Genomic DNA, 25073 nt, shown 5'->3' on the forward strand with positions numbered 1-25073 from the left:
TCCGGCCTCAGGCTGCCCGTGCGACCCGGTCCCGTCCGCTACGCTTCGCGTCGTACAGCGCCTCGTCCGCCCGGCGGATCGTTGCCGCCAGGTCTTCGTTCGGCCGCCATTCGGCCACGCCCGCGCTGAAGGTGACGGCGATCACCTGATTGCCCACGAGAAGCGGGGTGCTCGCCATCTCGGTGCGCAGGCGGTCGACGATGGCCGTCGCGCTGTCGAGGACCTGACCGGGGAACAGAATAGCCATCTCCTCGCCACCATAGCGGCAGACGACGTCATCTGTTCGAACCCCATTCTGCAGGCGGCTGGCCAGCCGTACCAGCACTTCGTCACCGGCCGCGTGACCATAGCCGTCGTTGATCCGCTTGAAGTGATCGATGTCGAGCAGCGCGAAGGAAAAGCCTTCATCGTGGGCGTTGCCACGGTAACCGGCATTTTGCAGCGCCGCCATCAGGGTCCGACGATTGGCCAGTCCGGTCAGCGGATCGGTGCTGGCCAGCCGGTCGAGCTGTTCGTTGGCCGCGCGCAGGGCTCGCGTCCGCTCCTCGACCATCGTCTCCAAAATCCGGGCTCGACGGCGGATGACGGCGGTGACCGCCCAGATGGCGGCCCCTAGCAGCAGCAGGAACAGCGCGGCCAGGCCGATCCGCCCCAGCCAGCTTTCATACCATTGAGGCTCGACCGTAACCTCCACCCGTCGGACGACGGTGCGTGCGCCCAGCCCGGGGATCTGCGCGCGGAGTTCGAGGTCATAGGTGCCGGCCGGAAGATTGGTATAGGTCGCGCTCGCTGGTGTCCCGATGGGAACCGTCATCCAGCCCCGGTCGAACCCCTCCAGGCGATAGCTGTATCGAATTTCCTCGGGTGCGTCATAATCGGCCAGCGCAAAGTCGATCCGCAGAGTCCGTCCGTCTTTTCCCCACCGCAATGACAAGGCGTTGACGGTGGAATCCACGGTCAGCGGATGGCCGTCGACATCGGCCGAGCTGACGATCAACGGCCCCGACGTGGCACGGTCGAGCCGCCCCAGCAATATATCCGGTTGCAGCACGATCAGCCCGTCTGGCGCGCCGAACAGCAGCGAACCGTCCGCCATCCTTGCGGCCGCACGCTGATTGAAGGCGCTGGCGGTCAGACCGTCGCGCTGGCTCATCACACGAACCGATCGCCCCGCCGCGCCAATGACCGAGATACCACCCGCGCTCGCGATCCAGGGGCGCCTTTGCGCGTCGAGGACAACCGACGCGACATTGTCGCCCGCCAGACCCTGGGCTTCGGCGATCGTTCGAAAACGCCAGCCGCCGGGCACGGCTCGCCCGAATGCGGCGCCGCCATAGGTCCCGACCCATATATCCCGCCCGACCGGAACGACCGATCCGACATAATCCTGGGGAAGGCTTCCCGGCCCGCCCGATCGGCTCGAGAAGTTGGTGAACGTCCCGCGCGACACATCGAACATCGCGATGCCCCCTGGCGTCGCGACCAGGATACTGCCGTCAGGCCGGGTGATGATATTGATGACTTCGTTATTGGCCAGACTGTACGGATCGCCCGCATCATGTTCGAAAACCTTGACCTGCCCGTCGCTGCGACGGCGGACGAACAAGCCCCTATACGTCCCGATCAGCAGAAACTCGGGCGTTTCCGCCATCGAGATCACCGGCAGGTCGCCCAGTTTGTCCACTGTCAGCACATGCTGGGACAGGGTTCGCGGATCGATCGCGAGAACACCGCGTGCACCGATCAGGATCGTACCGTCCGACGATTCCACCAGCGCCTTGATATCCTGCCCGCCATGCGTGCCTTTCAGGGTCAGGCGCCGGACGATCCCGGCCTTGCGGTCGAGCGCGTCGACCGTGCCGTTGCTCATGCCCAGCCAGACCCGGTCGTGCCGGTCGACCAGAATGCCTCGCACATTGTCGTCCGACAGCGACATGCGCGGATCGGGCATGGCCGACCCGATCCGCAGCGTACCACCGCCCGGCCCCTGGGTCCGCGCCGCGCCCATTTCGGTCGCGGCCCAGATACCCCCCGATCCGTCCAAAGCCAGGCTTCGCACCGTGTCGCCGGCCAGCGACATGGGATTGGCGGTCAGGTGTCGCATCGCCACCGCGGAAAAGCCCTGGGCCGGGTCGATCAGCACGATCCCCATGCCGTCCGTCCCGACCCACAACCGTTCCCGGCGATCCTCCAGGATTGCCCGGATGGTCCGATGGCCGATCAGTGGCGCCGACCCGCGCAGGGCGGGCAGCTGAACAAAATGCGGGCGCCAGCCCCGGTCGGTGGACATATAGATACCGTCCGACCCCGTCCCGACCCATAGTCGCCCAGCATGGTCGCGCATAATCGACCAGATATCGCGGCTCCGGTCTCTGTCGACCAGCGTCGTCGGCCGGAAGCGCGAGGCCCCGGCAGGCCGCACCCACAACCCGCCTTCGCAACCGGCCCAGAGCGTGCCATCGGCTTCGCGATAGACGGCAAAGGCGCCCTGGCGGTGGCCGTCCGGCCCGACGATCGCGGCGTTCGCCATCGAATCGATGCTGTCGGTTCGCGCGATATAGTGATGAACACCCCCATCGGAGGCGACATAGGCCCCGCCCGCCCCGTCCGGCGTGAAGCCCGAAATGCGGCTGCCAATCGGACCATTTCGCGACTGCAACCGGACGAACCGATCGCTCGACGGCTCATAGCGCGCCAGCCCACCGACATTGGTCCCGACCAGCAGGCCGCCATCGGGCAGCGCCAGCAGCGAACGGACATAATTGTCGGGGAGGGAATAGGGATCGCTCGACCGCGCCTTGAAATTGCGGACCCGCTGCCCATCGTATCGCGTCAGGCCGCCGCGCGTGCCGATCCACATCGTTCCGTCACGGGCCCGTACGACGGCCGTCGCGGTGATATGCGGCAACGCCACGGTATCACCCAGTCGCTTGAAGCTGGTCCATTGCCAGGCTGCCCACGGATCGACCCGTGCCTCGCCCCGGGCCATCGCGGGCAGACACAGAAGCATCAAAAGGGCGGCAGCCCCGAAGGAGCGAAAGCGTTTCAAATCCTGATCCCGAGCGCCCTTTTAGAACGAGATCGATAAGAGGATATTAACGTCGATCAATGGCGGCGGGCACGGTGATGCGACCCGGGGGTTGACGGAAGCACGATGTTCCTGTTTCGTTTTCAAGCCCGTAGCATGCGGGTTCGAGGATCGCCCGGCCTTTCGCGTGTCAACATTTCCCCCTGATGAAGCGGTGCCGCACGTCGGGCGCAAGGTCATCCATGTGGATATGGACGCCTTCTACGCATCGGTGGAGCAGCGCGACGATCCCAGCTTGCGGGGGCGTCCCGTTGCGGTCGGCGGGTCGCGCGCGCGGGGCGTGGTCGCGGCCGCGAGTTATGAGGCCCGGACCTTCGGTGTTCGTTCGGCCATGCCCTCGGTCACCGCGATCCGGCGCTGTCCCGATCTGGTTTTCGTGCCGCCGCGCTTCGATGTCTATCGCGAGGTATCGCAGCAGATCCGGGCCGTATTCGCTCGCTATACCGCCTTGATCGAGCCACTGTCGCTCGACGAGGCCTATCTCGACGTGACCCAAGACCAGGCGGGTCTGGGCTCTGCCACGGCGATCGCCAATGCTATCCGCGAGGCGATACGCGCGGAGACAGGGCTGACCGCGTCTGCCGGAGTCAGCTACAACAAGTTCATTGCCAAGCTCGCCTCGGATCAGAACAAGCCTGATGGCCTGTGCGTGATACCGCCGACCCATGGCGCGGCGTTTGTCGCAAGCCTGCCGGTCAAGCGTTTCCACGGTGTCGGCCCGGTGACCGCACGCAAGATGGAGGCGCTGGGCATCCTGACCGGCCAGGATCTACGCGACCGGCCGCTGGAATTCCTGCAACGCCATTTCGGCAGCTATGCCGACTATCTCTACGGCGCAGCACGCGGAGTCGATCACCGCCCGGTGCGCGCGCATCGTATCGCCAAGTCGGTCGGTGCCGAGCGGACGTTCGAGACCGACCTGTCGGATCGCGCCGGACTTCAGGCGGCATTGGAGCGGGTCGTCCACGCTGCTTGGACGCGGATCGATCGAAACGGCGTGTCCGGCCGCACGGTCACACTGAAAATGCGGCACAGCGATTTCCGGACGATCACCCGCGCGCGCTCGGCGGCTCATCCGATTGCCGATCGGGCGGAGTTCCTGGCGATAGGGCTTGAACTGCTAGATCAGCAATTGCCGGTGTCGCTGGGCGTTCGCTTGCTGGGGCTGACGCTTTCCGGGCTTTCGACCGGGGAGGATGATGAAAGATCGGGTCCGGTTCAGGTCGAACTGCCGCTCTGAACCCAGTTCAGGCGGCCAGTTCGATACGCTGGTCCTGTTCGCTATCCGTATCGAGCGTCAGGATCGCCACCGCGCCGGTGCCGCGGCCGGCGCTCCGCAATTCCAGCGTGCCGCCCATAACCGCCATGGAGTTGGCGCACCAGTGAAGGCCAAGCCCCCCCGATTTCTCGGTACGCGTCGAATAGCCGGGTTGAAACAGTCGCGTCGCCTGACTCGGCTCGAAGCCCTCCCCGTCGTCGATGATCCGCACCGTCAGGCGCCCGTCGACCGGCGATGCGAGGTCGACCGTGATCGAGCCATGATCGCGACCCGTCGCCACGATCGCCTCGACCGCGTTGGAAAACAGGTTTCCGATCACCTGGCTCAGGATAACGCGATTCGCGACGACATAGGCCGGATGGGCGGGAAAGGTGAAGCCGACCGACACGGCCTGGGCGTATCTTGCGATGGTCGCGTTGCGCACCACGATGTCGCTGATGTCGCAACGTTCGCGAGGGGGGCGTTCATGGGCGCGGGCCTGTTGCGCGCCGATGATCTCCAGCGTCTGACGCATGGCGTCGCGCCCCACTTCCAGTTGGCGCCGGACCTCATCGCGGGCGATGGCCTCCGCCTCGAAAGCGGTCGCCACGAACGCGACCAGCTTTGTGCGTCGTTCCGGAGGAACGTCGCGCCGCGCCAGTTCGGCCAGTGCGCGATCGACCAGCTCGCGTCGGGCCATATCGCCCCGCCCGATGCCATGGCTCAGGATCGTCGCCAAGGGGGCCAGCGCGTTGCGGACATTGTGGAGAACCGCAACCGCGCTTTCCGAACGACCGAGCGCGAAGCTCTGTATCTCGTTGCGTTCGCGCAGATCCTTCAACTGACTCAGCATCGCGTTGAAGCTGCGGCCAAGCGATCCGAACTCCTCGCATCGGCCCTGGTCGTCCTCGAACGGCAACAACGCGCCTGAGGCCTGCACACGCTGCATGTGCCGCTCCACCCGGTCCAGCGGCGCGAGGACGAACCGACCCAGAGCCCGGCGCAGCATCAGCAGAAGCAGGACGAGCAAAAGGATCGACGCCGCCGCGGCCAGCAGCAGCACGCGACGGCCAAGCAATACGACCTCGCGCGAGACCTGGAAACGCGCAGCCGCCACCGGCCGCGCGTCGGGACCTGCGATCGGAACGGCGACGTCGATCAGCTGCGCCCGCCTGCGCATAGTGGTATCGGCCGGGGCCATCGGGGAAATCGTGACGCGCCGCCCGAACAGATGAGACAGATGTCGTCCCGTCAGCCGACGAGCGACCGCGACATAGTCATCTCCCTCTGCGGCCCTTGCCAGGCCGATGGCCATGACCTGGTGTCCGGCGGAAACATAGAAGTGCGTGGAATCCGCAGTTCCCAAAAGCCTAGCGGCGTCGAGCCGTTCCAGCGCACGCGCGACCGCTGCAGATGCCCCTCCAGGGCGACCGCGCCGAAGCACCGGCTTGTCCCCTGGCGCCATCCGATAGATCAAGACGTCCGCCATAGAACGATCATCGGCGCTGTCGGAAGCGGCCTTGGACTGCTCGCGTGCCATGACCTCCGTCATCGCGGAGAATTCCGCCACGGTCGTCACGGCGCGGGCGCAATATCCCTCGGTCGCTCGGTCCTCCAGCTCGGCGAACCCCGGCGAAATGACCAGTGTGAGCAAAACCGCCAGTGCGAGCGCGCCGCCGATGCCGGTCAGCGTCAGGATCGACACCATGATATCGCGGAGCGAACGGGGCCGCTGTCGCGTCTCCTTCCAGCGGCGTATCACGTTCCGGCCGATCAGTGCCGCGCAGCCGCGACCAGCGACGGTGCCGCGGCATTCCCACCCGACAGCGACAGGAACTTGCGTGTGACCAAGTCCCGCGCTTCGGCAGCAGGAACCGGCTTGGAGAAAAGATAGCCCTGCAGATGGCTCGCCCCCGCCACGCGCAGCGCCTGCGCTTGGGACTCGGTTTCGACGCCCTCGGCGATCACACCCAATCCCAGCGCCCGGCCGAGATGGATGATCGAATGGACGATCGCCGCGGACTCGCGCTCGCGGCCCATCCCGTCGATGAAGCTACGGTCGATCTTCAGGCAGTCGAGCGCGAATTTGCGGATGTTATAAAGGCTGGAATAGCCGGTACCGAAATCGTCCAGCGCGATCCGGAAACCCAGCTTGCGCAATTCGCACAAGGTTTGTGCGGCGTGTTCGGCATCGTCGAAGATCGCCGTTTCGGTGATCTCGATCTGGACGCGGTGCGGCTCGACGCCAGCCCGCCTTACGCTGTCCATGACATGGCCGACGAAATGCGACCGGCGGAACTGGATCGGACTGAAGTTCACCGACACATATTGACCGGGCCAATGCTGTAGCTCGGCCAGCGCATGATCCAGGATCCAGTCGCCAAGCTCGTGGATCAGATGGCTTTCCTCGGCCAGCGGGATGAAGATCGCCGGGCTGATCGCACCGCGCTCCGGTGTGTTCCAACGCACCAGCGCCTCGAACCCGACAATGTCGAGTTGTCCGCGCCCGACGATGGGTTGATACGCCAGGCTCAGCTCGTTGCGGGCGATGGCCCGGCTCAGCCCCGCCTCGATTTCGCGGCGGACGCGGATGCCCTCGTCCATGCTGACGTCGAATACCCGCACGGTGTTGCGCCCCGACCGCTTGGCCTCGTTCAGCGCCATATCGGCCTGACGAAGCAGGTCGGTCGGATCGCGCTCGCCGCCGGGCTGGCTCGTCACCAGGCCGCAAGAGGCCCCGCAACGAACGGCGTGGCCCAGCACGTTGAAGGTCGAGGCGCAGGCCGTCACGATCCGGTCGCAGACCGACACGGCCGTCTCGGCATCCTCGGCATCGAAGAAAATGCCGAACTCATCGCCGCCCAGCCGTGCAACCATCGCGCCCTCGGGAACATGCGATTGAATGGTCGCGCAGACTTCACGGATGAGCTGATCCCCGGCGAGATGGCCGAGCGTGTCGTTAACCAGCTTGAACCGATCGAGGTCCAGCATCGCAGTCACGAAGGGTGTCCCCTGCCGCCCCCGCTCGGTCAGGCCGCGCAGGAAGGCGGCGCGGTTGGGGGCGTCGGTCAGGGCGTCATGCATCGCGAGATGCATCGCCCGGCTCTCATTCGCCTCCAGTTCTGCGCTCTTCTCCTCCAGTGTGGCGACCTTTTCGGCCAGGAGCGCGCGGGCAGCGGACAGTTCGCGATCATTGTCCCAGCGGCGGCACAGCGCGAGCGCCATCTGCTGGATTTCGCTGACCTCGAACGGCTTGGCGATGTAGAAGATCTTGTCGGCGGGTCCGGCGACCTTTCCGATTTCCGCCGGGGAGAAGTCCGAATAGCCGGTTACGATAACCAGGTGGATGTCGGGATCGATCGCCCTGATGCGCCGCGCCGTTTCGCGACCATCGATACCGGGCGGCATCCGGATGTCGATAAAGGCGACTGCGAAGGGCATCCCATCGGCACGGGCCTGCTCGACGGCCTCGACGGCCTCCAGCCCTTGAAGGCAATGGCGACGCTCGGTCGGAACCTCGATCGTCCCATTGCTCGCCGGTTCGCCGAACAACTCGGTCGCCATGGCGTCCAGCGTTCCAGGCCGCGCCGGGAAGCACAGTTCATAGCTTTCATGAACGGCCGGTTCGTCGTCGACGATCAGAATACGCATCCGGCTACCACCCGTCACAGTCACTTAAAACTGGGACGGATGGTAACCAAAGAGGCTTAAAGTGACGTAAATGATCCGTTATTCGACCGTCACGCTCTTTGCCAGGTTGCGCGGCTGGTCGACATCGGTGCCCTTGGCGACGGCGACGTGATAGGCAAGCAGCTGCACCGGCACCGCATAGACAATCGGTGCGATCAGCGGGTGGACCTTGGGCATGGTGATGGTCGCGATGCAGCCCTCTCCGGCTGCCTCGATCCCGTCATAGTCGGAGATCAGGATGACCTTGCCGCCGCGCGCCTGAACCTCCTGCATGTTCGAGACGGTCTTCTCGAACAAGGGGCCCGAGGGAGCGATGACGATCACGGGGACATGCTCGTCGATCAGCGCGATCGGCCCGTGCTTCATCTCGCCCGCCGCATAACCTTCGGCGTGGATGTAGCTGATTTCTTTCAGCTTCAGCGCGCCTTCCAACGCCAGCGGGTAATCGGTGCCGCGGCCCAGATAGAGCACGTCGCGCGCACTGGCGACGGCACCAGCCATACCTTCGATCGCTTCGTCATAGGCCAGCGCGCCGTTGATCGCGGCGGGGGCTTCGGCCAGATGGCGGACGATCTGCTTCTCCTCGTCGGGCGACAGCTTGCCCTTCGCCTTGGCGAGGTTGGCGGCGAGTGCGGCAAGCACGCTCAACTGGCAGGTGAACGCCTTGGTCGAGGCGACGCCGATTTCCGGCCCGGCATGGGTCGGGAGCAGCAGGTCGGCCTCGCGCGCCATCGAGCTGGTAGGCACGTTGACCACCGCCGCGATCGTCTGGCCTTCCGCCTTGGCGTGGCGCAGGGCGGCCAGCGTGTCGGCGGTTTCGCCCGACTGGCTGATGACGATCATCAACCCGCCCGGCTCCATCACCGGCGCGCGGTAACGAAACTCCGACGCGACATCGAGGTCGACGGGGACGCGCGCAAACTGCTCGAACCAATATTTGGCAACCATGCCCGCATAGAAGCTGGTGCCGCAGGCAACGATGGTGACGCGCTTGATACCCGACAGATCGAATTCGGGGATCGGCAGCGCGATCTTGCCCTCCAGCCGCTGCAGATACGAGCGCAGCGTCTGGGCGACGACGATCGGCTGCTCGTAGATTTCCTTCTGCATGAAGTGGCGGTGATTGCCCTTGTCGATCAGCGCCCCCGTCACGCCCGACAGGGTGACAGGCCGGTCGACGGGGGTGTTGTCACGGTCATAAACCTGCGCGCCTTCGCGCGTGCAGACCACCCAGTCGCCCTCGTCGAGATAGGCGATACGCTGGGTCAGCGGCGCCAGGGCCAGCGCGTCCGATCCCAGATAGATCTCGTCATCGCCATACCCGACGACCAGCGGCGAGCCGAGTCGCGCGCCGATCAGCATGTCGGGCTGGTCGCGGAACAGGATGGCGAGCGCAAAGGCCCCGTGCAGGCGCGGCAGCACCTCACGGACGGCGGCGACGGGATCGAGACCCTGCTCGACCTTCTCACTGACCAGATGGGCAACGACCTCGGTATCGGTTTCGCTGGTAAAGACCCGGCCACGGCCGATCAGTTCGTCACGCAGCGCCTTGAAATTCTCGATGATGCCGTTGTGCACGACCGCGACATGATCCGTGGCGTGCGGGTGCGCATTATTGGTCGTCGGGCCGCCATGCGTCGCCCAGCGGGTATGCGCGATCCCGATCGAGCCGGGCAGCGGATGCGCCGCCAGTTCCTTGGCCAGGTTGACCAGCTTGCCCGAGGCGCGCCGACGCTCGATCTCGCCATGGTCGATCGTTGCGATCCCGGCAGAGTCATAGCCGCGATACTCCAGGCGGCGGAGGCCATCGAGCAGGCGCTCGGCGACGTCATCTCCGCCCAGAATTCCTACGATACCGCACATAGTCTTACTCCCCAGCCTTCTTAGCGGCCTTCTTGGCCGTCATCATCTCTCGGAAACGTTTCGCCCAGCCGGGCTTGGTCTGGCGTTCGGCGCGGACCAGCGCGAGGGCATCGGCCTCGACATCGCTGGTCACCACCGCCCCCGCCCCGACGATCGCGCCCGCGCCGATCGTAACCGGGGCGACCAGCGCGGAGTTGGAGCCGATAAAGGCCCCCTCCCCGATTACGGTCTTATACTTCAGGAAACCGTCGTAATTGCAGGTGATGGTGCCTGCACCGATATTCGCGCCCGCGCCCACCTCGGCATCGCCCAGATAGGTCAGGTGATTGGCCTTGGCACCTGGCCCCAGCACGGCCTTTTTCATTTCGACGAAATTGCCGACCCGGGCTCCCTCACGTACGTCCGCACCGGGGCGCAAGCGTGCGTAGGGGCCGATGTCCGCACCCGTGGCGACGGTCGCGCCCTCCAGATGGCTGAACGCATGGATGGTCACGCCGTCCGCGACACGAACGCCGGGGCCGAACATCACATGCGGCTCGATCACCACGTCGCGGCCCAGACGGGTGTCATGTGAGAACCAGACCGTATCCGGTGCGATGAGCGTTGCCCCCTCGGCCATCGCGCGCGCACGGCGGCGAACTTGCCAGTCGCTCTCGACCACCGACAATTCGGCGCGGCTGTTGACGCCTGCGACCTCGCCAGCCCCCGTCTCGATGACGGCGGAGTGGCGCCCATCGGCGGCCGCCAGCATGACGATGTCGGGCAGATAATATTCACCCGCCGCATTGTCGTTGCCGACCCGGTCGAGCAGCCCGAACAAATCGGCTGAGCGCACGGCCATCAGGCCGGAATTACAGAGGTTTACGGCACGTTCTTCGGGGTTGGCATCCTTGAACTCGACCATGCGATCGATTCGTCCATCGCGGTCGGCGATGACGCGGCCATAAGCCGCCGCATTGGTGGGGCGGAAGCCCAGCACCACGGCGGCGGGAGCATCGGCTTCCCCCAGCCGGTCGATCATCGCGCGCATGGTCCGCGCCTCGACCAGCGGAACGTCGCCATAGAGGATCAGCACGTCACCGTCGAACCCCGCCAGCGCCTCCCGCGCCTGGGTGACCGCATGGCCCGTACCCAGTTGCTCGGCCTGGAGCGCCGTCGCGACGCCGAGCGGAGCCACCGCGGCCTCGACCTGCTCGCGCCCCGCGCCCGTCACCACGACCATGCGCTCGGGCGCCAAGGCCTTCACGCTGTCGATCAGGTGGAGCAGCATCGGCCGTCCGGCGATGGGATGAAGAACCTTGTGCAGGTCCGACTTCATACGGGTGCCCTTGCCCGCGGCAAGGATGATGGCGGCGATCGGTCTCGTCATGACGATTGCGCCTGCCACGGATTTTCGGCCAAAGCCAGCGGGAGACAGCATTGGGATCGAACATGGACGCCAATTCACCGCATGATTTTCCCTTCGCCATCGTCGGCTTCGACCTGGACGGTACCTTGCTGGACACCAGCGGCGACCTGGCCGCCGCCGTCAACCATGCGCTGGCGTCGATCGGACGAGCGCCGCTGAGCGTCGAGGCGGTCAAGCCGATGATCGGTGGCGGCGCCCGCGCGATGTTGCAGCACGGGCTGGACGCGACCGGCGGCTATGATGCGGAAACGCTGGACCGGCTGCATCGCCTGTTGCTCGACCATTATGAAGCCAACCTAGCGGTGCACACCGCACCGTTTCCCGGCGTGCTCCAATCCCTCGACGAACTCGCCTCTCGCGGGGTCAAGCTGGGCATCATGACCAACAAGCTGGAACGTTTCGCACGGGCTATTCTGGGGTCATTGGGACTGACGGATCGCTTCACCTCGATCATCGGGGGCGACACGCTGGGCGTGTCCAAGCCTTCGCCCCGGCCAATCCAGGCGATGGTCGAGCAATGCGGCGGCGGTTCGGCAGCCTTTGTCGGCGACTCGATCTTCGACGTCCAGGCCGCCCGAGCGGCCGGGCTGCCGGTCGTCGCCTGCTCCTTCGGCTTCCTCAGCCAGCCCGTGGAGGCCTTGGGCGCCGATGCGATCATCGACGGCTATGCCGAGCTTATACCGACCCTGATGCGGCTTTCCCCTTCCGCCACTTGATCCACAAATGCCGGGCCAGCATCGGCAGCGGCATTCGGATAAGGTGGGAACGGATGTAGAAGGCTTTGCGCAACATTCTGTGCCGCTCCCGCCCCCAGCCGTCTCGCGCCAACATGCGGCGTCGATAGAGATGGTCGAACACGTTCAGCCGCTGACATGGCTCTGGAACGCGGGTGCCGTAAAGGGCATGGCACAATCGGAGCGCTCGGCCGACCGCGGCGGACAGGCCGTGAAGTGCGGCCCGCGCCTCCAATCCGGCCATGCCCCGCTCCTCGATCAGCGCGTGTATGTCCCAGAGATTACGCAGCCCCCCCGCGAGCTCGCCGTCGGCAAAGAGGTGCGCGGCGGCATGGACGAGCATGTCCGCATGACACAGGACCGCCAGGTTGCCATGGAGCGCCTGGGCATCGGCAATCAGCGCCTGGGCATCGGGCATCGGCCCGGCCGTCGGCGGCAGGATCGTGTGGTGTACGTCGACCATCCGGCCACGCTCGCCATGGACGAGCGGCGGCAGCTCATGCATCCAGCGGCGGTAATAAAGGTCGTCATAGGGATCGGACTTGATCCATTCCCAACCGGCATCGACCAACAGCTTCTCGGCATGATCGAGCAGTCGCTTCGGCAGCAGGATGTCGCAATCGCCGATGCCCCGCCCCTGACCGGCCGCCAGCCCGGCAGCGACGAAGGCTGTGCCCTTGAGGAGAATGACCGGATGCCCAAGGCGGCGCAGCGCCAGCGCCACACGGTTTGCTTCCCATAATGCCGTTCTCCGCGCCTCGGCGGCATCGATCCGCGCCTCGGCCAACGCCTTGGCCACGACGTCCGGCAGAGGGAAGCCCTCCAGCCGATGCGCCAGCGTTCCCGCCAGCGTCTCGGCCCGTGCAACCGCCAGAACGGCGGTCCAGCCCGGCGGGTCGATCGTGTCCGCCTGTGTCGGATCACGCAGCAGGGCGACCAGCGTTTCAGCCGCCGTCACAGCGCGTCCCACAAGGCTTCGATGGCGGCGACGCCCGCTTCACCATCGGGATAATCCAGCGCCACGGCGGGCACCTCCGCTCGAAGCCGGGTAAGGGTCCGGAACCCCGCCTCCCCCATGGCGACATAATTGGTCGATGCCTGGGTCAGGCGGACGAAAGTCTCGGTTGGGGCGAGGCCGCTCAGGGCGGCGGGAAAACCAAACCTGAGAAAGACCAGCAGGGCGGGCCGGGCGGGCGCTGCCATCGCGGCGATCGCGGATGCGGGCGGCGCGACGTGACGGACATCACCCTTGGGCGTCCCGACCAGCAACGGGCCGACGCGACAGCCTTCGGGGATCAATGCGAGGCTTTCGTTCTTCAGACTCACCGGCCGGGGAAAGGGATGCGCCCAGCCGGTATCCGGATCGATCATCGCGAACTCGTCGCCCAGGAACCGCCATCCCCTTTGCGAAAGCATCAGCGACAGCGTCGACTTGCCCGCGCCGGACACACCGCTCATCAGGATCGCCCGATCATCCCGCGCGACGACGGCGGCATGAAGCAGCAGATGACGACGATGCCCCAACGCGACCTGAAGGTTCATACCCATCTCCGCCGCGAGCAGCCCCTGTATCAGCGGCAAGGGCGAGGCGTCCGGTAGCGTATAATCCCCCGCCAACCGGATCGAAGGACGAAGCCAGCGCCGCCAGGGGGACGCCGCCTCCAGCCGGACACTATAATCGGCAAAGGCCGGTCGCGGATAATCGCGGTACAGCGCATCCAGCGCCGCGATCGGCGCGGGCCAGTCCGAACCGACCCGGAAGCTCACCGGCCCGACGCCCAAAGTGATCCGGTGCCTCACACCCGGTCGACCAACCCGGCCGCCTCCAGCTCATCCAGCCGTGCGCGGAGCAAGGCCGTCCCGTCACCCACGCCCAGGTCATATTTCGACGCCAGCCGGGCGAGCAGGCCCTCCATGGTCAGCGCCCCCTGCGAGAGCGCATCGAGGATCTGGGGCGCAGGTTCGTTCAGCAAATGGGTAACGCCCGAGGGACGATGGAAGACGGCCGTGAACATATCTAGCGGCTCGACGATCAACAACGCCGCCTCCGCCGCGCGCCAGCGCGGATCGGCCATGCGGTCAGCCCGTAGGATTCTGAATGGATACGAAGCAGGTATAGCCAGCCTGACCGCCGCTCAGCTTCCGGATATATTTCAGATAGGCGTCGTTGGAATAATAGGTCGTGCCGGGCAGGTATACGCCCTTGGTGAGGGCCGCGCGCACCTCCTCGCCGGTGAACGGGCGGGATGGCGGCGGATACGGCCCCCCGAACAGCGCGCCGAGCGGCCCCAATGGTCCAGGGTTCACGACATTGCCGTTCCTGTCGATATACTTACCGGCATTGCCCGGATCGGGCACCGGAATTTGGCAGGTCAGGACCGATGCCGTGGCCTGGGCGAGTGCCGGACGAACGGCGATGACCGTGCTGGCCCCGACGGCGCCGAGCATCAGCATCCGGCGGCTGGTCACGCTGGAAGCGGGGGCGGTCGCCGATTCCTCGGGCGCAGGGCCAGGTTCGGTGGGCATTTCGTCCATGACGAATCGATCTCCCATATTCGTCGCCGCGCTACAAGAACATCTGCATGGCCAACGGCTTCCCAAAACTGGAAGTGAAATGACGCAAGATGGCCAGCGGCGGGATGAGGATGCAGAAATGGAGACACGACGCGTGTGCCCCGCTACATCGGCACGTCATGGGATTCGGCATTCGTACCTTGTGGGCCATCGTGGTGGTCGTGGTGGCCGCCGCCGTCGTCTTCCTGACGGCGGGACCTGCGCCAGCGATCATCGCGCTGGTCGGCGGGATCGCCGCGGCGCTGGTCGCCAGCGAGGGCGTGCCTGACGAAACAGAAGACGATGCCCCCACAGAGGACGGCACGACCGGCCTTTCACCCCTGCTGGAGGAAGCGCTGGATGCAATCGTCGAACCCGTCCTTCTGATCGAGGGCGGCCGGGTCATCCTCGCCAATCGATCGGCGCGCGGATTGCTGGGCAAGCATATCGTGGGCGAGGATGCTCGTATCGCCATCCGCCACCCGGCGGCGGCCGAACGCCTGCTGTCCAGGGAAGGCGTGACCGATCCGGATCACCCCATTTCGCTGGTCGGGTTGGGTTCGCTCGAACAGCGTTGGGAAATGCGGGTCGCCGATACGACGAGCGGCCAGCGTATCGTCCACCTGATCGACCAGACCGCGCACGACGCCGCCGAGCGGATGCGCGTCGATTTCGTCGCCAATGCCAGCCATGAACTGCGGACCCCGCTCGCCTCGATCCTGGGATTTATCGAAACGCTGGGCGACGAAGCGGGCGAAGACACGGAAATCCGCGCGCGTTTTCTGAAGGTCATGTTCGACGAAGCGCGACGGATGCAGCGTCTGGTCGAGGATCTCATCTCGCTCAGCCGGATCGAGGCCGACAAATACAGACAGCCTGCCCAGCCCGTCGACATGGCCGAACTGGTCGATCACGTCTGGGAAGAATTTCTCGATTCCGGTTCACCGCGTGCCGACGATATTACATGCGAGCTGACCGAGGAGCTTTCGCCGATCGCGGGCGACCGGGCGCAATTGTCTCAGATGCTGCACAATCTGATCGGCAACGCGATGAAGTACGGCAAGGCCAAGACGCCGGTGCGCGTCAGGCTGGACCGCGACGGCGCCATGGTGCGTCTGAGCGTCGCCGACCGCGGCGAAGGCATCGCCGCCAGCCATCTGCCCCGCCTGACCGAACGCTTCTACCGCGTCGATTCGGGGCGCAGCCGGAGCATCGGCGGTACGGGCCTGGGCCTTGCCATCGTCAAGCATATCGTCGAGCGGCATCGCGGAAAGCTGGACATCGCCAGCGAGGTCGGTGTCGGCACGACCGTGACGGTACGATTGCCCGCGCTGAAATCACCCGAAAAAATCGCTTCCGAGAGCCCTGTCACAAAACCACAATAAAAATGTCACACGGGAGTATGGCGAGCGTGGCAGCGCCGGTTCGCACCTGTTCCGGTGTTTCCAAGGATCTCGATGCGTCTGCCCTGCCTTCTCGCCGCGATGTTCGCGCTGGCGGCCTGCCACGATCAGGCCAATGGCGGCGGCGCGGGCGTGCGGGAGCAGATCACGGCTGTCGGTTCGTCGACCGTCTACCCCTTCACCACCATCATCGCCGAACGTTTCGTCGCGGCCGATCCCGACGCCAAGGCGCCGGTGATCGAGTCGACCGGCACGGGCGCGGGCATGAAGCTATTCTGCGCCGGGATCGGCGCGGCGCATCCCGACCTCGAAGATGCCTCGCGCCGGATGAAGGCCAGCGAATATCGCGACTGCGCGGCGCATGGCGCTGGCGCCGTGCTGGAAATCCAGATCGGGATCGATGGCATCGCCTTTGCCGAGTCCAAACGTGGACCGCACATGGCGCTGACCACGGTCGACATCTATCGCGCGCTGGCGGCCCATCCGGGCGGCAAGCCCAACACCGCGCGCACCTGGGCCGATGTCAATCCATCCTTGCCCGCCGTTCCGATCCAGGTCTACGGCCCGCCCGGAACCAGCGGTACGCGCGACGCACTCGCCGAACTGATCCTGATGAAGGGGTGCGACGCGGTCGAGCCGGAGGCAGCCGCGCTGGCCGCCCGCGATGTCGACGCGCATCGCCTGTTCTGCACCCGCGTTCGCGAGGACGGGGCCTATATCGATGCGGGCGAGAACGACAATCTGATCGTCCAGAAGTTGCAGGCCAACCCGGATGCACTGGGGGTCTTCGGCTATTCCTATCTGGAAGAAAACCGCCAGACCGTCGACGGAGTGACGATCAACGGCGTCCAGCCGACCTATGACGCCATCGCCGCCGATCGCTATCCGGGATCGCGCCCGCTCTACGTCTATGTAAAGAAAGCGCATCTCGACGCCATTCCAGGCCTGCGCGCTTTCCTGCGGCTCTATGCCGATAACTGGGGCAAGGACGGCCCATTGGTCCGGCGGGGCCTGATCGCCTCGCCCGTCTCGATTCAGGCCCGTTCGCGAGCGATCATCGCCCGTGAGATCCCGCTTGATCCGGCCAGCCTGCCATCATGAACGGTATCGTCCTTCTCATCCTGACGGTCGGGCTGGGCATCATCGCCTGGGCGGCCACGCGGATGCACGCGCTCGGCTTTCGTCGTCGGGCGGGGACGCGTGCCAGCTCGCTGCCGCATCACCATGGCTGGTATGTCGCGCTGTGGACCGCGGTACCACCTCTGATCTTCCTTGCGGTCTGGGCGGCGACCTCCCCCGCCCTTGTCACCGACATAGTCCTGAAAGACCCGGCCGCTGTGCAATTGCCACCGCCGGGGTTCGAGCGGGCGGCAATCCTGTCCGAGGCCCGCGCGCTGGCGGCGGGACAGGCGCAGGGTGCATTCCATACGCTCTCGCGCAGCCTCGCCCCCGCCTATGAGGCGGCGCAGACCCGGATCGACTGGATCGCCAGCGCCGTCGTCCTGCTGCTGGCGCTGGCCGGGGGCGCCTATGCCTATCTGCGTGTCCGGCCCGAATTTTCGGCGCGCACCCGGATCGAGCGGGTGGTGCTGGGCCTGTTGCTGGGCGCATCGTTGATCGCGATCTTGACCACGGCGGGGATCGTCGCCTCGCTCCTCTATGAGGCGGCCAGGTTCTTCTCGGTCGTGCCGATCACCGACTTCCTGTTCGGCACCCATTGGAGCCCCCAATCGATCGACCCGCGCCATCCCGGCACATCGCTGGGCGCGGTGCCGCTGTTCTGGGGCACTTTCTTCATCGGGGCGGTCATCGCCATGGCGGTCGCCATCCCCTTCGGCCTGATGAGCGCCGTCTACTTGACCCAATATGCCGCCCCTCGCGCCCGCCGGATCATGAAGCCGGTGCTGGAGGTACTCGCAGGGATCCCGACCGTCGTTTACGGCTATTTCGCCGCGCTGACCGTCGCGCCCGCCGTCCGCCAGTTCGCGGTCGCGATCGGCATCGACTGGGCCTCGTCGGAAAGCGCGCTGGCCGCCGGGCTGGTCATGGGGGTGATGATTATCCCCTTCGTATCGTCGATGGCCGACGACAGCCTGGCCGCCGTCCCCAATTCGATGCGCGACGGCAGCCTTGCGATGGGTGCCACACCTTCCGAGACGATCACTCGCGTCCTGCTGCCCGCCGCGCTGCCCGGCGTCGTGGGCGGCGTGCTGCTCGCCGTCAGCCGCGCGATCGGCGAGACGATGATCGTCGTGATGGCGGCCAGCGGCGTCGCGACGCTGACCGCCAATCCCTTCGCCAGCACGACCACCGTCACCCGGCAGATCGTAGACCTGCTGACCGGCGAGGCCGAGTTCGACAGCCCCAAGACGCTGGCCGCCTTCGCGCTGGGCCTGACCCTGTTCCTCATCACGCTGCTGCTGAACATTGTCGCACTGAATGTGGTGAAGCGGTACCGGGAAACCTATGAATAAACCGCCTTCCCCGCCTTCGGCCGCCGGGTGGAACAGCCCGGCGATGGCGCGACGCCTGCGTCGGCGCTATGCCGCCGAGCGTCGTTTCAGACGGCTCGGCGCGGCCGCCGTTGCGCTGTCGGCGGCGTTCCTGGCCTTCCTGCTCATCACCATGCTGGCGCAGGGGCTTCGCGGCTTTACCGAGACACGCGTGACCATGCCGGTCAACCTCGCGGCCGCCGACCTGCCCGTCGAGACGGCCCGACTGAAGGGGCGCGGAGCCGATCTGGCGCTGGCCGGGGCCGGGCTGGAAAATGCGGTCGACACCGCTGCGACCAGCGCCTTCGGACCAATGGGAAGCGACCTGCTCTCGCCCGGCGCATGGATGATCGTCCGCGACGCGATCAAGGCGGACCCGAGCCTGCTCCATCGCACGGTTCGGTTCGAACTCCCGCTTGCCAGCCGCTACGACGTCGCAGCAAAGGGCATCGGCACGCCGGAGGCCGAGCGGGTCGTGGCCCGGCTCGAAAGGCGCGGACTGTTGTCGACGGGCTGGGATCTGGGCTTCCTGCGCGACGCCGATGCCACCGATCCGACGCGGGTCGGCATCTGGGGCGCGGCCAAGGGCTCGCTGTTGACGATGCTCGTCACGCTCGCCCTCGCCTTCCCGGTCGGCGTGCTCGCTGCCCTCTATCTGGAGGAGATCGCACCGAAGAACCGCTGGACCGACATGATCGAGGTCTCGATCAACAATCTGGCGGCGGTTCCCTCGATCATCTTCGGCCTTTTGGGGCTGGCGGTGTTCCTCGGCACCTTCGGCCTGCCACGTTCGGCCCCGCTGGTGGGTGGCCTGACGTTGGCGCTGATGACCATGCCGGTCATCGTCATCGCGGGGCGCAATGCGATCAAGGCGGTGCCGCCCTCGATCCGCGACGCGGCGCTGGCGGTCGGGGCGTCGCGGGTGCAGGTGATCTTCCACCACGTCCTGCCGCTCGCCCTGCCCGGCATCATGACCGGCACTATCATCGGCATGGCGAGGGCACTGGGCGAGACCGCGCCGCTCCTGATGATCGGGATGCGCGCCTTCATCGCCGCGCCGCCACGCGGGTTGACCGATCCGGCGACCGTGCTGCCGGTACAGATCTTCCTCTGGTCGGATCAGGTCGACCGGGGCTTCATCGAGAAGACCTCGGCCGCGATCATCGTCCTGCTCGTCTTCCTGCTCGCGATGAACGGGCTGGCCATCTATCTCCGCAATCGGTTCGAGACACGCTGGTGAGTACCCCCAAGATAACAGCGCGCAACGTCAGCGTGTCCTATGCCGACAAGCAGGCGATCCATGACATCTCGATCGATGTCGACATGGATCACGTCATCGCGTTCATCGGCCCGTCAGGCTGCGGCAAGTCGACCTTCCTGCGCACGCTCAACCGGATGAACGACACCATCCCCTCGGCGCGGGTGTCGGGCGATGTGCGCCTCGACGGACAGGATATCTATGCACCCGAAATGGACGTGGTGCAGCTCCGCGCCCGGGTCGGCATGGTGTTCCAGAAGCCAAACCCCTTCCCCAAGTCGATCTACGAAAACGTCGCCTATGGCCCGCGCATTCATGGCCTTGCGACCTCCCGCAGCGAGATGGACGCGATCGTCGAACGGTCGCTGACCCGTGCGGGGCTGTGGAACGAGGTCAAGGACCGCCTGTCGGAAAGCGGCACCGCGCTGTCCGGCGGTCAGCAGCAGCGGCTGTGCATCGCCCGCGCCATCGCGGTCGACCCCGAAGTCATCCTGATGGACGAGCCGTGCAGCGCGCTCGACCCGATCGCGACCGCCCGGATCGAGGAGCTGATCCACGACCTGCGCGGCCGCTACGCCATCGCGATCGTCACCCACAACATGCAGCAGGCCGCCCGCGTCTCGCAGCGAACCGCCTTTTTCCACCTAGGCACGCTCGTCGAGTACGGCAAGACGTCCGACATCTTCACGAACCCGAAGGAAGAGCGGACAAAAGACTATATTACCGGCCGTTACGGCTGAGGACGAGGATCATGGACCACACCGTAAAAGCCTTTGACAACGACATCGGCCGCCTGCGCGGGCTCATCAGCCAGATGGGCGGATTGGCCGAGGAGGCGATCGCCAATGCCATCAAGGCGCTGCAACGCTCCGACCTGGAACTGGCGCGCAAGGTTCGCGAGGACGACAAGGCGATCGACCTGATCGAGGCGGAGGTCGAGCGGCTGGCGGTGCGCACCATCGCGCTCCGGGCGCCGATGGCCAACGACCTGCGCGAGGTCGTCGCCGCGCTCAAGATCGCCAGCGTCGTCGAGCGGATCGGCGACTATGCCAAGAATATCGCCAAGCGCGTACCGATGATCGAGAGCGAGGACCGGATCGAGCCCGTCTCGATCCTCCCCGCCATGGCCAAGATCGCCTCGGCGATGGTGCATGACGTGCTCGACGCCTTTGCCGCGCGCGATGCCGAGGCGGCGGTGCGGGTCCGCGGCAGCGACAATGCGCTCGACGATTTCTACGATTCCATCTTCCGCACGCTCGTCACCCACATGGTCGAGAATCCCAAGACGATCGGACAGGTCGCGCACCTGCTGTTCATCGCCAAGAATCTCGAACGGATCGGTGACCATGCGACCAACGTCGCGGAGATGGTCTATTTCGCCGCCACCGGCACGCAAATGGGCGAGCGTGACCGCAGCGGCTCCTTGCCTTCTTGAGGGAACAGGCACCATGGCACGCGTAAAGATGTTGCTGGTCGAAGACGATGCCGCGCTGGCGGAACTGCTCGTCTTCCATTTCAAGCGCGAGGATTTCGAGGTCACCCATACCCCGGACGGCGAGGAGGCGCTGCTGCTGGCACGCGAAAGCACGCCCGACATCGTCCTGCTCGACTGGATGGTCGAGGGAATTTCGGGGATCGAGGTCTGCCGTCGCCTGCGACGCTCGGCCGAAACCGCGAATGTGCCGATCATCATGCTGACCGCGCGCGGCGAGGAAGAGGACCGGGTGCGCGGGCTGGAGACGGGCGCGGACGATTATGTCACCAAGCCCTTCTCCCCGCGCGAACTGGTCGCCCGCGTCGGCGCGGTGCTGCGCCGCGTCCGCCCGGCGCTGGCTGGCGAAGCGCTGACCTACGCCGATATCGAGATGGATACGGTCGGCCACAAGGTCCGCCGCGCGGGCGAGGTCGTCTCGCTCGGGCCGACCGAATTCCGCCTGCTCAAGCATTTCCTGGAGCATCCCGGCTGGGTCTTCTCGCGCGAGCGGCTGCTCGATGCGGTGTGGGGGCATGACTCGGATATCGAAAGCCGGACGGTCGACGTGCACATTCGTCGCCTGCGTAAGGCGATCAATATCGGCGACCGGCCCGACATCATCCGCACGGTTCGCTCGGCGGGCTATTCACTCGACGCGGGCGGCTGACGCCCGTCCGAAAAGGCGGTCAGGATCGGGTCGCAAGCGAAACGAGGGAGCCAAGTGCGGCGACGGGCGTTCTGCCCCACGCGCTTACACACTTGCGCTTCTGAACAGGAGATTCGCATGAAGCTCGTTTTTCTGGCCGCCACCGCTCTGATGGCGGCGCCCGCCATGGCCCAGCAGACCCAGACCGACACCACCGCGCAGGCGGGGATGCAGGCGGGCGCTTCGACCCAGACGGATACGACGACGACGCAGACCGACACCTCGGGCTCGATGCAGGCCAATGCCGCGGCGACCGCGGGCACGATGACGGCAGGTGGCTATCAGCCTGCGCAGCCGCCGATGGCAGCCCCGCCGCAGCCAGGCGCGCCGATCGTCTTCAAGCAGGCGCCGAGCCCCGAACAGGCCTATCCGGCCCCGGCTCCGCTGAAGAGCTATCCGATCTGCAAAAAGGGTCAGTACGACCAGTGCCGTCAGCGTGGCGGCAAGTAAGCGGCCCATCACCCGGCTGTGAAATGGCGTCGGTTCCTATAACGGGGACCGGCGCTTTTTCGTTGGGTGAGGATTATTCCTCGACCAGTTTCATCAACCGCCGTTCGACCGGGGCCAGTACCGGCCCCAATTCATGCCCGCGCTTCAACACCGCGCCGCCCTCGCCGATCAGTGCCCACATGCCCTGACGGTTGCGCAGCGCCGGGCGTTTCTCGATCCGGAACTCGGGCCGTTCGGCCGCACGGCGAAAGGCGGAGAAGATCGCCGCGTCACGCCCCATGTCCATCGCATAGTCGCGCCAATGGCCTGCCGCGACCATTCGGCCATAAAGATCGAGGATGCGGGTCAGCTCGGCGCGCTCGAACCCTACCTGTCCCGCCACCTTGGGAAAGGGTACGATCCCCATCAGGCGCGGTCGCGCTCGTCGCCCCGCTCGGCCAGCGCTGCGTCCAGCCGTCGCCGCATCGTCTCAAGCTCACAGCGGAGCATCTCAATCTTCTGGGTCTGCGGATCAAACATCTCGGAACAGGGCGTACCATAGGGGACGAAGCGCGGCTCGGGAGCCGCCCCGCCCTCGACCATGGTGGGACGCGCCGGAATGCCGACCATGACCGCACCTTCCGGCACGTCACGCGTCACGACGGCATTCGCGCCGACACGGGCGCGCGGACCCACCGTAATCGGCCCCAGCACCTGCGCGCCCGATCCGACGATCGCCCCGTCCATCAAGGTCGGGTGCCGCTTGCCGGCGACCCCATTGTCCGGACTGGTGCCGCCCAGCGTCACGCACTGGTAAATGGTGACATCGTCGCCGATCTCGGCCGTCTCGCCGATCACGACGAAGCCATGGTCGATGAAGAAGTTGCGCCCGATCGTGGCGCCGGGGTGGATGTCGATCGCCGTCAGGAAGCGCGTGAAGTGATTGACCAGTCGCGCCAGGAAGAAGGCTCGCGACTTGTACAGCCGATGCGCAACCCGATGCCCGGCCAGCGCCCAGACGCCGGGATACAGCAGGATCTCGGCCCGCGAATGCGGTGCGGGGTCACGGGCCCGGATCGAATCAAGATAAGCGGCCAATCGGCTCGGCATGAGCATGTCCCCAGGTGCGATATGCGCATTTAGGCATAGGCTTGGCCGAAATCCAGATCGACCCCCGATTGCGCGATCCTTGCTTGGGGACAGGCAAACTCTATCGCGGTTGCAGCGTTGCCTGCAAAGCGGCATGGCCGTCGGTCACAAGGCACAGGAGACATGATGGACCCGACCAGCAGCGAACTGATCCACATTCTGCCGTTCGTCGCCGTGGGCTTTGCCGCGCAAGTCGTCGACGGCGCGCTGGGCATGGCCTTCGGGGTGATCTCCAACACGCTGCTCATCAGCCTGGGCGTACCGCCCGCCGCAGCCTCGGCGGGGGTGCATAGTGTCGAAACCTTCACGACCGCCGTTTCGGGAATCAGCCATGCGGTCCATCGCAACGTCAACTGGCGGCTTTTCCTGCGGCTGATGATCCCCGGCGTGATCGGCGGGGCGCTGGGCGCCTATGTCCTGTCGAATATCGATGCGGCCGTGGTGAAGCCGTTCATCCTCGCCTATCTGACCGGCATCGGCCTCTACCTGCTGATCCGCGCCTGGCGACACAAGGCGGCGACGCGCGAGCCGAAGGTGGTCGAGCCGCTCGGCTTCATCGGCGGTTTTCTCGATGCGGCGGGCGGCGGAGGCTGGGGGCCGGTCGTGACGTCCAACCTGCTCGCGCAAGGCGCCGCGCCGCGCACGACGATCGGGACGGTCAATACAGCCGAGTTCTTCCTGACTGCGACCATCTCGGCGACCTTCATTACCCAACTGGGCTGGGGCGCCTTCACCATGGCGACGGTCGGGCTGCTGATCGGCGGCATCTTCGCGGCGCCGTTCGGGGCCATGCTGGCGAAGCGGGTTCCGGCGCGGACGCTGTTGACGCTGGTTGGGGTCATCCTGACGCTGACCAGTCTCTGGGGCCTGTATCAGGCCATCAAAGGCTGAGGTTCCTCCCCTGCAAGGGGAGGTGGCAGTCCGCAGGACTGACGGAGGGGGGCTTCCACAAGGGACGTCCTTGGCCGCAAGCCCCCTCCACCATGCTGCGCATGGTCCCCCTCCCCGTGCCGGGGAGGATGTTTGTTACGCGATCGCCGAGTGAACGGTCGCAACGGCCTGCATGACTGCCGCGATACGAACCGCCGTCTGGATGATCTCGGCCGAGGCACCGGCCTTTTTCAGCACTGCCTCATGCGCGTCGATGCACATGCCGCAGCCGTTGATCGCCGACACGGCCAGGCTGAACAGCTCGAAATCGATCTTGTCGATGCCCGGTGCGCCGATCACGTTCATGCGCAGCTTGGCGGGCATGTTGCGATATTCCTGGTTCCCCGCCAGGTGGGTGAAGCGGTAATAGACGTTGTTCATCGCCATCACCGCCGCCGCCGCGCGCGCCGCATTGGCGGCTTCGGGGGACAGCTTGGGCGCGCATTCCGCCTCGGCAGCATCGACCAGCGGCTTGTGCCCGGTACCATGCGCGCAGGCGAGTAGCAGGCCATACTTGCGCTGATCGTTCAGCACCGGCACGTTCAGCAGCGAGCCGACGTTCAGGCGGATGTCCTTGGCGAAATCGGGCAGCTGCCCGGCAAATTCCTTGAGAGACATGGGGGGTATGCTCCGGATAA

General features: G+C 65.9%; 23 protein-coding genes. 11 read left to right on the top strand and 12 right to left on the bottom strand.

Annotated elements, in window-relative coordinates; all coding sequences use genetic code 11:
• Window positions 1-7 precede the first annotated feature (7 nt).
• Window positions 8-3010, bottom strand: a complete 3003-nt coding sequence (locus AC1GI4_RS02305; RefSeq protein ID WP_479630333.1) for a ligand-binding sensor domain-containing diguanylate cyclase — start codon at window positions 3008-3010, stop codon at window positions 8-10.
• Between the two features lie 205 nt (window positions 3011-3215).
• On the opposite strand from AC1GI4_RS02305, the gene dinB reads away from it, so the two are divergent.
• On the top strand, window positions 3216-4328 hold the full coding sequence (gene dinB / locus AC1GI4_RS02310; RefSeq protein ID WP_479628391.1) for a DNA polymerase IV: 1113 nt from the start codon (window positions 3216-3218) through the stop codon (window positions 4326-4328).
• Window positions 4329-4335: 7 nt separating this feature from the next.
• On the opposite strand, the gene AC1GI4_RS02315 is transcribed toward dinB, so the two are convergent.
• The 4 genes from AC1GI4_RS02315 to glmU all read right to left on the bottom strand — a co-directional run bounded on the left by AC1GI4_RS02315 (window position 4336) and on the right by glmU (window position 11268).
• The gene (locus AC1GI4_RS02315; protein WP_479628392.1) at window positions 4336-6108 is read right to left on the bottom strand and encodes an ATP-binding protein; all 1773 of its coding nucleotides are present in this window, start codon (window positions 6106-6108) and stop codon (window positions 4336-4338) included.
• Window positions 6109-6119: 11 nt separating this feature from the next.
• The gene (locus AC1GI4_RS02320) at window positions 6120-7997 is read right to left on the bottom strand and encodes a two-component system response regulator (protein WP_479628393.1); all 1878 of its coding nucleotides are present in this window, start codon (window positions 7995-7997) and stop codon (window positions 6120-6122) included.
• Window positions 7998-8075: 78 nt separating this feature from the next.
• On the bottom strand, window positions 8076-9899 hold the full coding sequence (glmS, locus tag AC1GI4_RS02325) for a glutamine--fructose-6-phosphate transaminase (isomerizing) (protein WP_479628394.1): 1824 nt from the start codon (window positions 9897-9899) through the stop codon (window positions 8076-8078).
• A gap of 4 nt (window positions 9900-9903) precedes the next feature.
• Window positions 9904-11268 (bottom strand): bifunctional UDP-N-acetylglucosamine diphosphorylase/glucosamine-1-phosphate N-acetyltransferase GlmU, encoded by a 1365-nt coding sequence (gene glmU / locus AC1GI4_RS02330; RefSeq protein ID WP_479628395.1) that lies wholly within the window; start codon window positions 11266-11268, stop codon window positions 9904-9906.
• A 62-nt stretch (window positions 11269-11330) separates the two neighbouring features.
• Between glmU and AC1GI4_RS02335 the strand changes: the two genes are divergently transcribed.
• Complete coding sequence (locus AC1GI4_RS02335; protein WP_479628396.1) at window positions 11331-12023, top strand: HAD-IA family hydrolase; 693 nt, start codon at window positions 11331-11333, stop codon at window positions 12021-12023.
• On the opposite strand, the gene AC1GI4_RS02340 is transcribed toward AC1GI4_RS02335, so the two are convergent.
• Genes AC1GI4_RS02340 through AC1GI4_RS02355 form a run of 4 tightly spaced genes read right to left on the bottom strand, consistent with a single transcriptional unit; the run spans window position 11983 to window position 14594 of the window.
• Window positions 11983-12999 carry a nucleotidyltransferase domain-containing protein gene (locus AC1GI4_RS02340; RefSeq protein WP_479628397.1) on the bottom strand — a complete coding sequence of 339 codons (1017 nt, stop codon included), beginning with the start codon at window positions 12997-12999 and terminating at the stop codon, window positions 11983-11985. The genes AC1GI4_RS02335 and AC1GI4_RS02340 overlap by 41 nt on opposite strands.
• Window positions 12996-13841: an HprK-related kinase A gene (locus tag AC1GI4_RS02345; protein ID WP_479628398.1), complete on the bottom strand. Its 846-nt coding sequence runs from the start codon at window positions 13839-13841 to the stop codon at window positions 12996-12998. The genes AC1GI4_RS02340 and AC1GI4_RS02345 overlap by 4 nt, the downstream gene beginning before the upstream one ends.
• Complete coding sequence (locus tag AC1GI4_RS02350; protein WP_479628399.1) at window positions 13838-14116, bottom strand: HPr-rel-A system PqqD family peptide chaperone; 279 nt, start codon at window positions 14114-14116, stop codon at window positions 13838-13840. Before AC1GI4_RS02350 ends, AC1GI4_RS02345 begins: the two co-directional genes overlap by 4 nt.
• Before the next feature lie 4 nt (window positions 14117-14120).
• Window positions 14121-14594 (bottom strand): hypothetical protein, encoded by a 474-nt coding sequence (locus AC1GI4_RS02355; protein WP_479628400.1) that lies wholly within the window; start codon window positions 14592-14594, stop codon window positions 14121-14123.
• 140 nt (window positions 14595-14734) lie between these two features.
• Here AC1GI4_RS02355 and AC1GI4_RS02360 point away from each other — a divergent pair, with 140 nt between their 5' ends.
• The 8 genes from AC1GI4_RS02360 to AC1GI4_RS02395 all read left to right on the top strand — a co-directional run bounded on the left by AC1GI4_RS02360 (window position 14735) and on the right by AC1GI4_RS02395 (window position 22377).
• Complete coding sequence (locus AC1GI4_RS02360) at window positions 14735-15979, top strand: sensor histidine kinase (protein WP_479628401.1); 1245 nt, start codon at window positions 14735-14737, stop codon at window positions 15977-15979.
• Between the two features lie 72 nt (window positions 15980-16051).
• Window positions 16052-17098: a substrate-binding domain-containing protein gene (locus tag AC1GI4_RS02365; RefSeq protein WP_479628402.1), complete on the top strand. Its 1047-nt coding sequence runs from the start codon at window positions 16052-16054 to the stop codon at window positions 17096-17098.
• Window positions 17095-18471: a phosphate ABC transporter permease subunit PstC gene (gene pstC / locus AC1GI4_RS02370; RefSeq protein WP_479628403.1), complete on the top strand. Its 1377-nt coding sequence runs from the start codon at window positions 17095-17097 to the stop codon at window positions 18469-18471. The genes AC1GI4_RS02365 and pstC overlap by 4 nt, the downstream gene beginning before the upstream one ends.
• Complete coding sequence (gene pstA / locus AC1GI4_RS02375) at window positions 18464-19729, top strand: phosphate ABC transporter permease PstA (protein ID WP_479628404.1); 1266 nt, start codon at window positions 18464-18466, stop codon at window positions 19727-19729. The genes pstC and pstA overlap by 8 nt, the downstream gene beginning before the upstream one ends.
• Window positions 19726-20487 (top strand): phosphate ABC transporter ATP-binding protein PstB, encoded by a 762-nt coding sequence (pstB, locus tag AC1GI4_RS02380; protein ID WP_294274970.1) that lies wholly within the window; start codon window positions 19726-19728, stop codon window positions 20485-20487. Before pstA ends, pstB begins: the two co-directional genes overlap by 4 nt.
• Before the next feature lie 11 nt (window positions 20488-20498).
• The gene (phoU, locus tag AC1GI4_RS02385; RefSeq protein ID WP_479628405.1) at window positions 20499-21182 is read left to right on the top strand and encodes a phosphate signaling complex protein PhoU; all 684 of its coding nucleotides are present in this window, start codon (window positions 20499-20501) and stop codon (window positions 21180-21182) included.
• Window positions 21183-21195: 13 nt separating this feature from the next.
• Window positions 21196-21888 carry a phosphate regulon transcriptional regulator PhoB gene (gene phoB, locus AC1GI4_RS02390; protein ID WP_294274968.1) on the top strand — a complete coding sequence of 231 codons (693 nt, stop codon included), beginning with the start codon at window positions 21196-21198 and terminating at the stop codon, window positions 21886-21888.
• A 117-nt stretch (window positions 21889-22005) separates the two neighbouring features.
• Window positions 22006-22377, top strand: a complete 372-nt coding sequence (locus AC1GI4_RS02395; RefSeq protein WP_433910652.1) for a hypothetical protein — start codon at window positions 22006-22008, stop codon at window positions 22375-22377.
• A gap of 73 nt (window positions 22378-22450) precedes the next feature.
• On the opposite strand, the gene AC1GI4_RS02400 is transcribed toward AC1GI4_RS02395, so the two are convergent.
• Together AC1GI4_RS02400 and epsC are read right to left on the bottom strand one after the other, a co-directional pair.
• Window positions 22451-22783, bottom strand: a complete 333-nt coding sequence (locus tag AC1GI4_RS02400) for a DUF2794 domain-containing protein (protein WP_294274966.1) — start codon at window positions 22781-22783, stop codon at window positions 22451-22453.
• Window positions 22783-23466: a serine O-acetyltransferase EpsC gene (gene epsC / locus AC1GI4_RS02405; RefSeq protein WP_294274965.1), complete on the bottom strand. Its 684-nt coding sequence runs from the start codon at window positions 23464-23466 to the stop codon at window positions 22783-22785. Before epsC ends, AC1GI4_RS02400 begins: the two co-directional genes overlap by 1 nt.
• Before the next feature lie 165 nt (window positions 23467-23631).
• On the opposite strand from epsC, the gene AC1GI4_RS02410 reads away from it, so the two are divergent.
• Complete coding sequence (locus AC1GI4_RS02410; protein WP_294274964.1) at window positions 23632-24396, top strand: sulfite exporter TauE/SafE family protein; 765 nt, start codon at window positions 23632-23634, stop codon at window positions 24394-24396.
• A 135-nt stretch (window positions 24397-24531) separates the two neighbouring features.
• On the opposite strand, the gene ahpD is transcribed toward AC1GI4_RS02410, so the two are convergent.
• A complete protein-coding gene (gene ahpD / locus AC1GI4_RS02415; RefSeq protein ID WP_479628406.1) occupies window positions 24532-25053 on the bottom strand; it encodes an alkylhydroperoxidase, AhpD family in 522 nt (173 codons plus the stop codon).
• Window positions 25054-25073 lie beyond the last annotated feature (20 nt).

It is taken from the genome of Sphingomonas sp. 77B, from assembly GCF_056497825.1.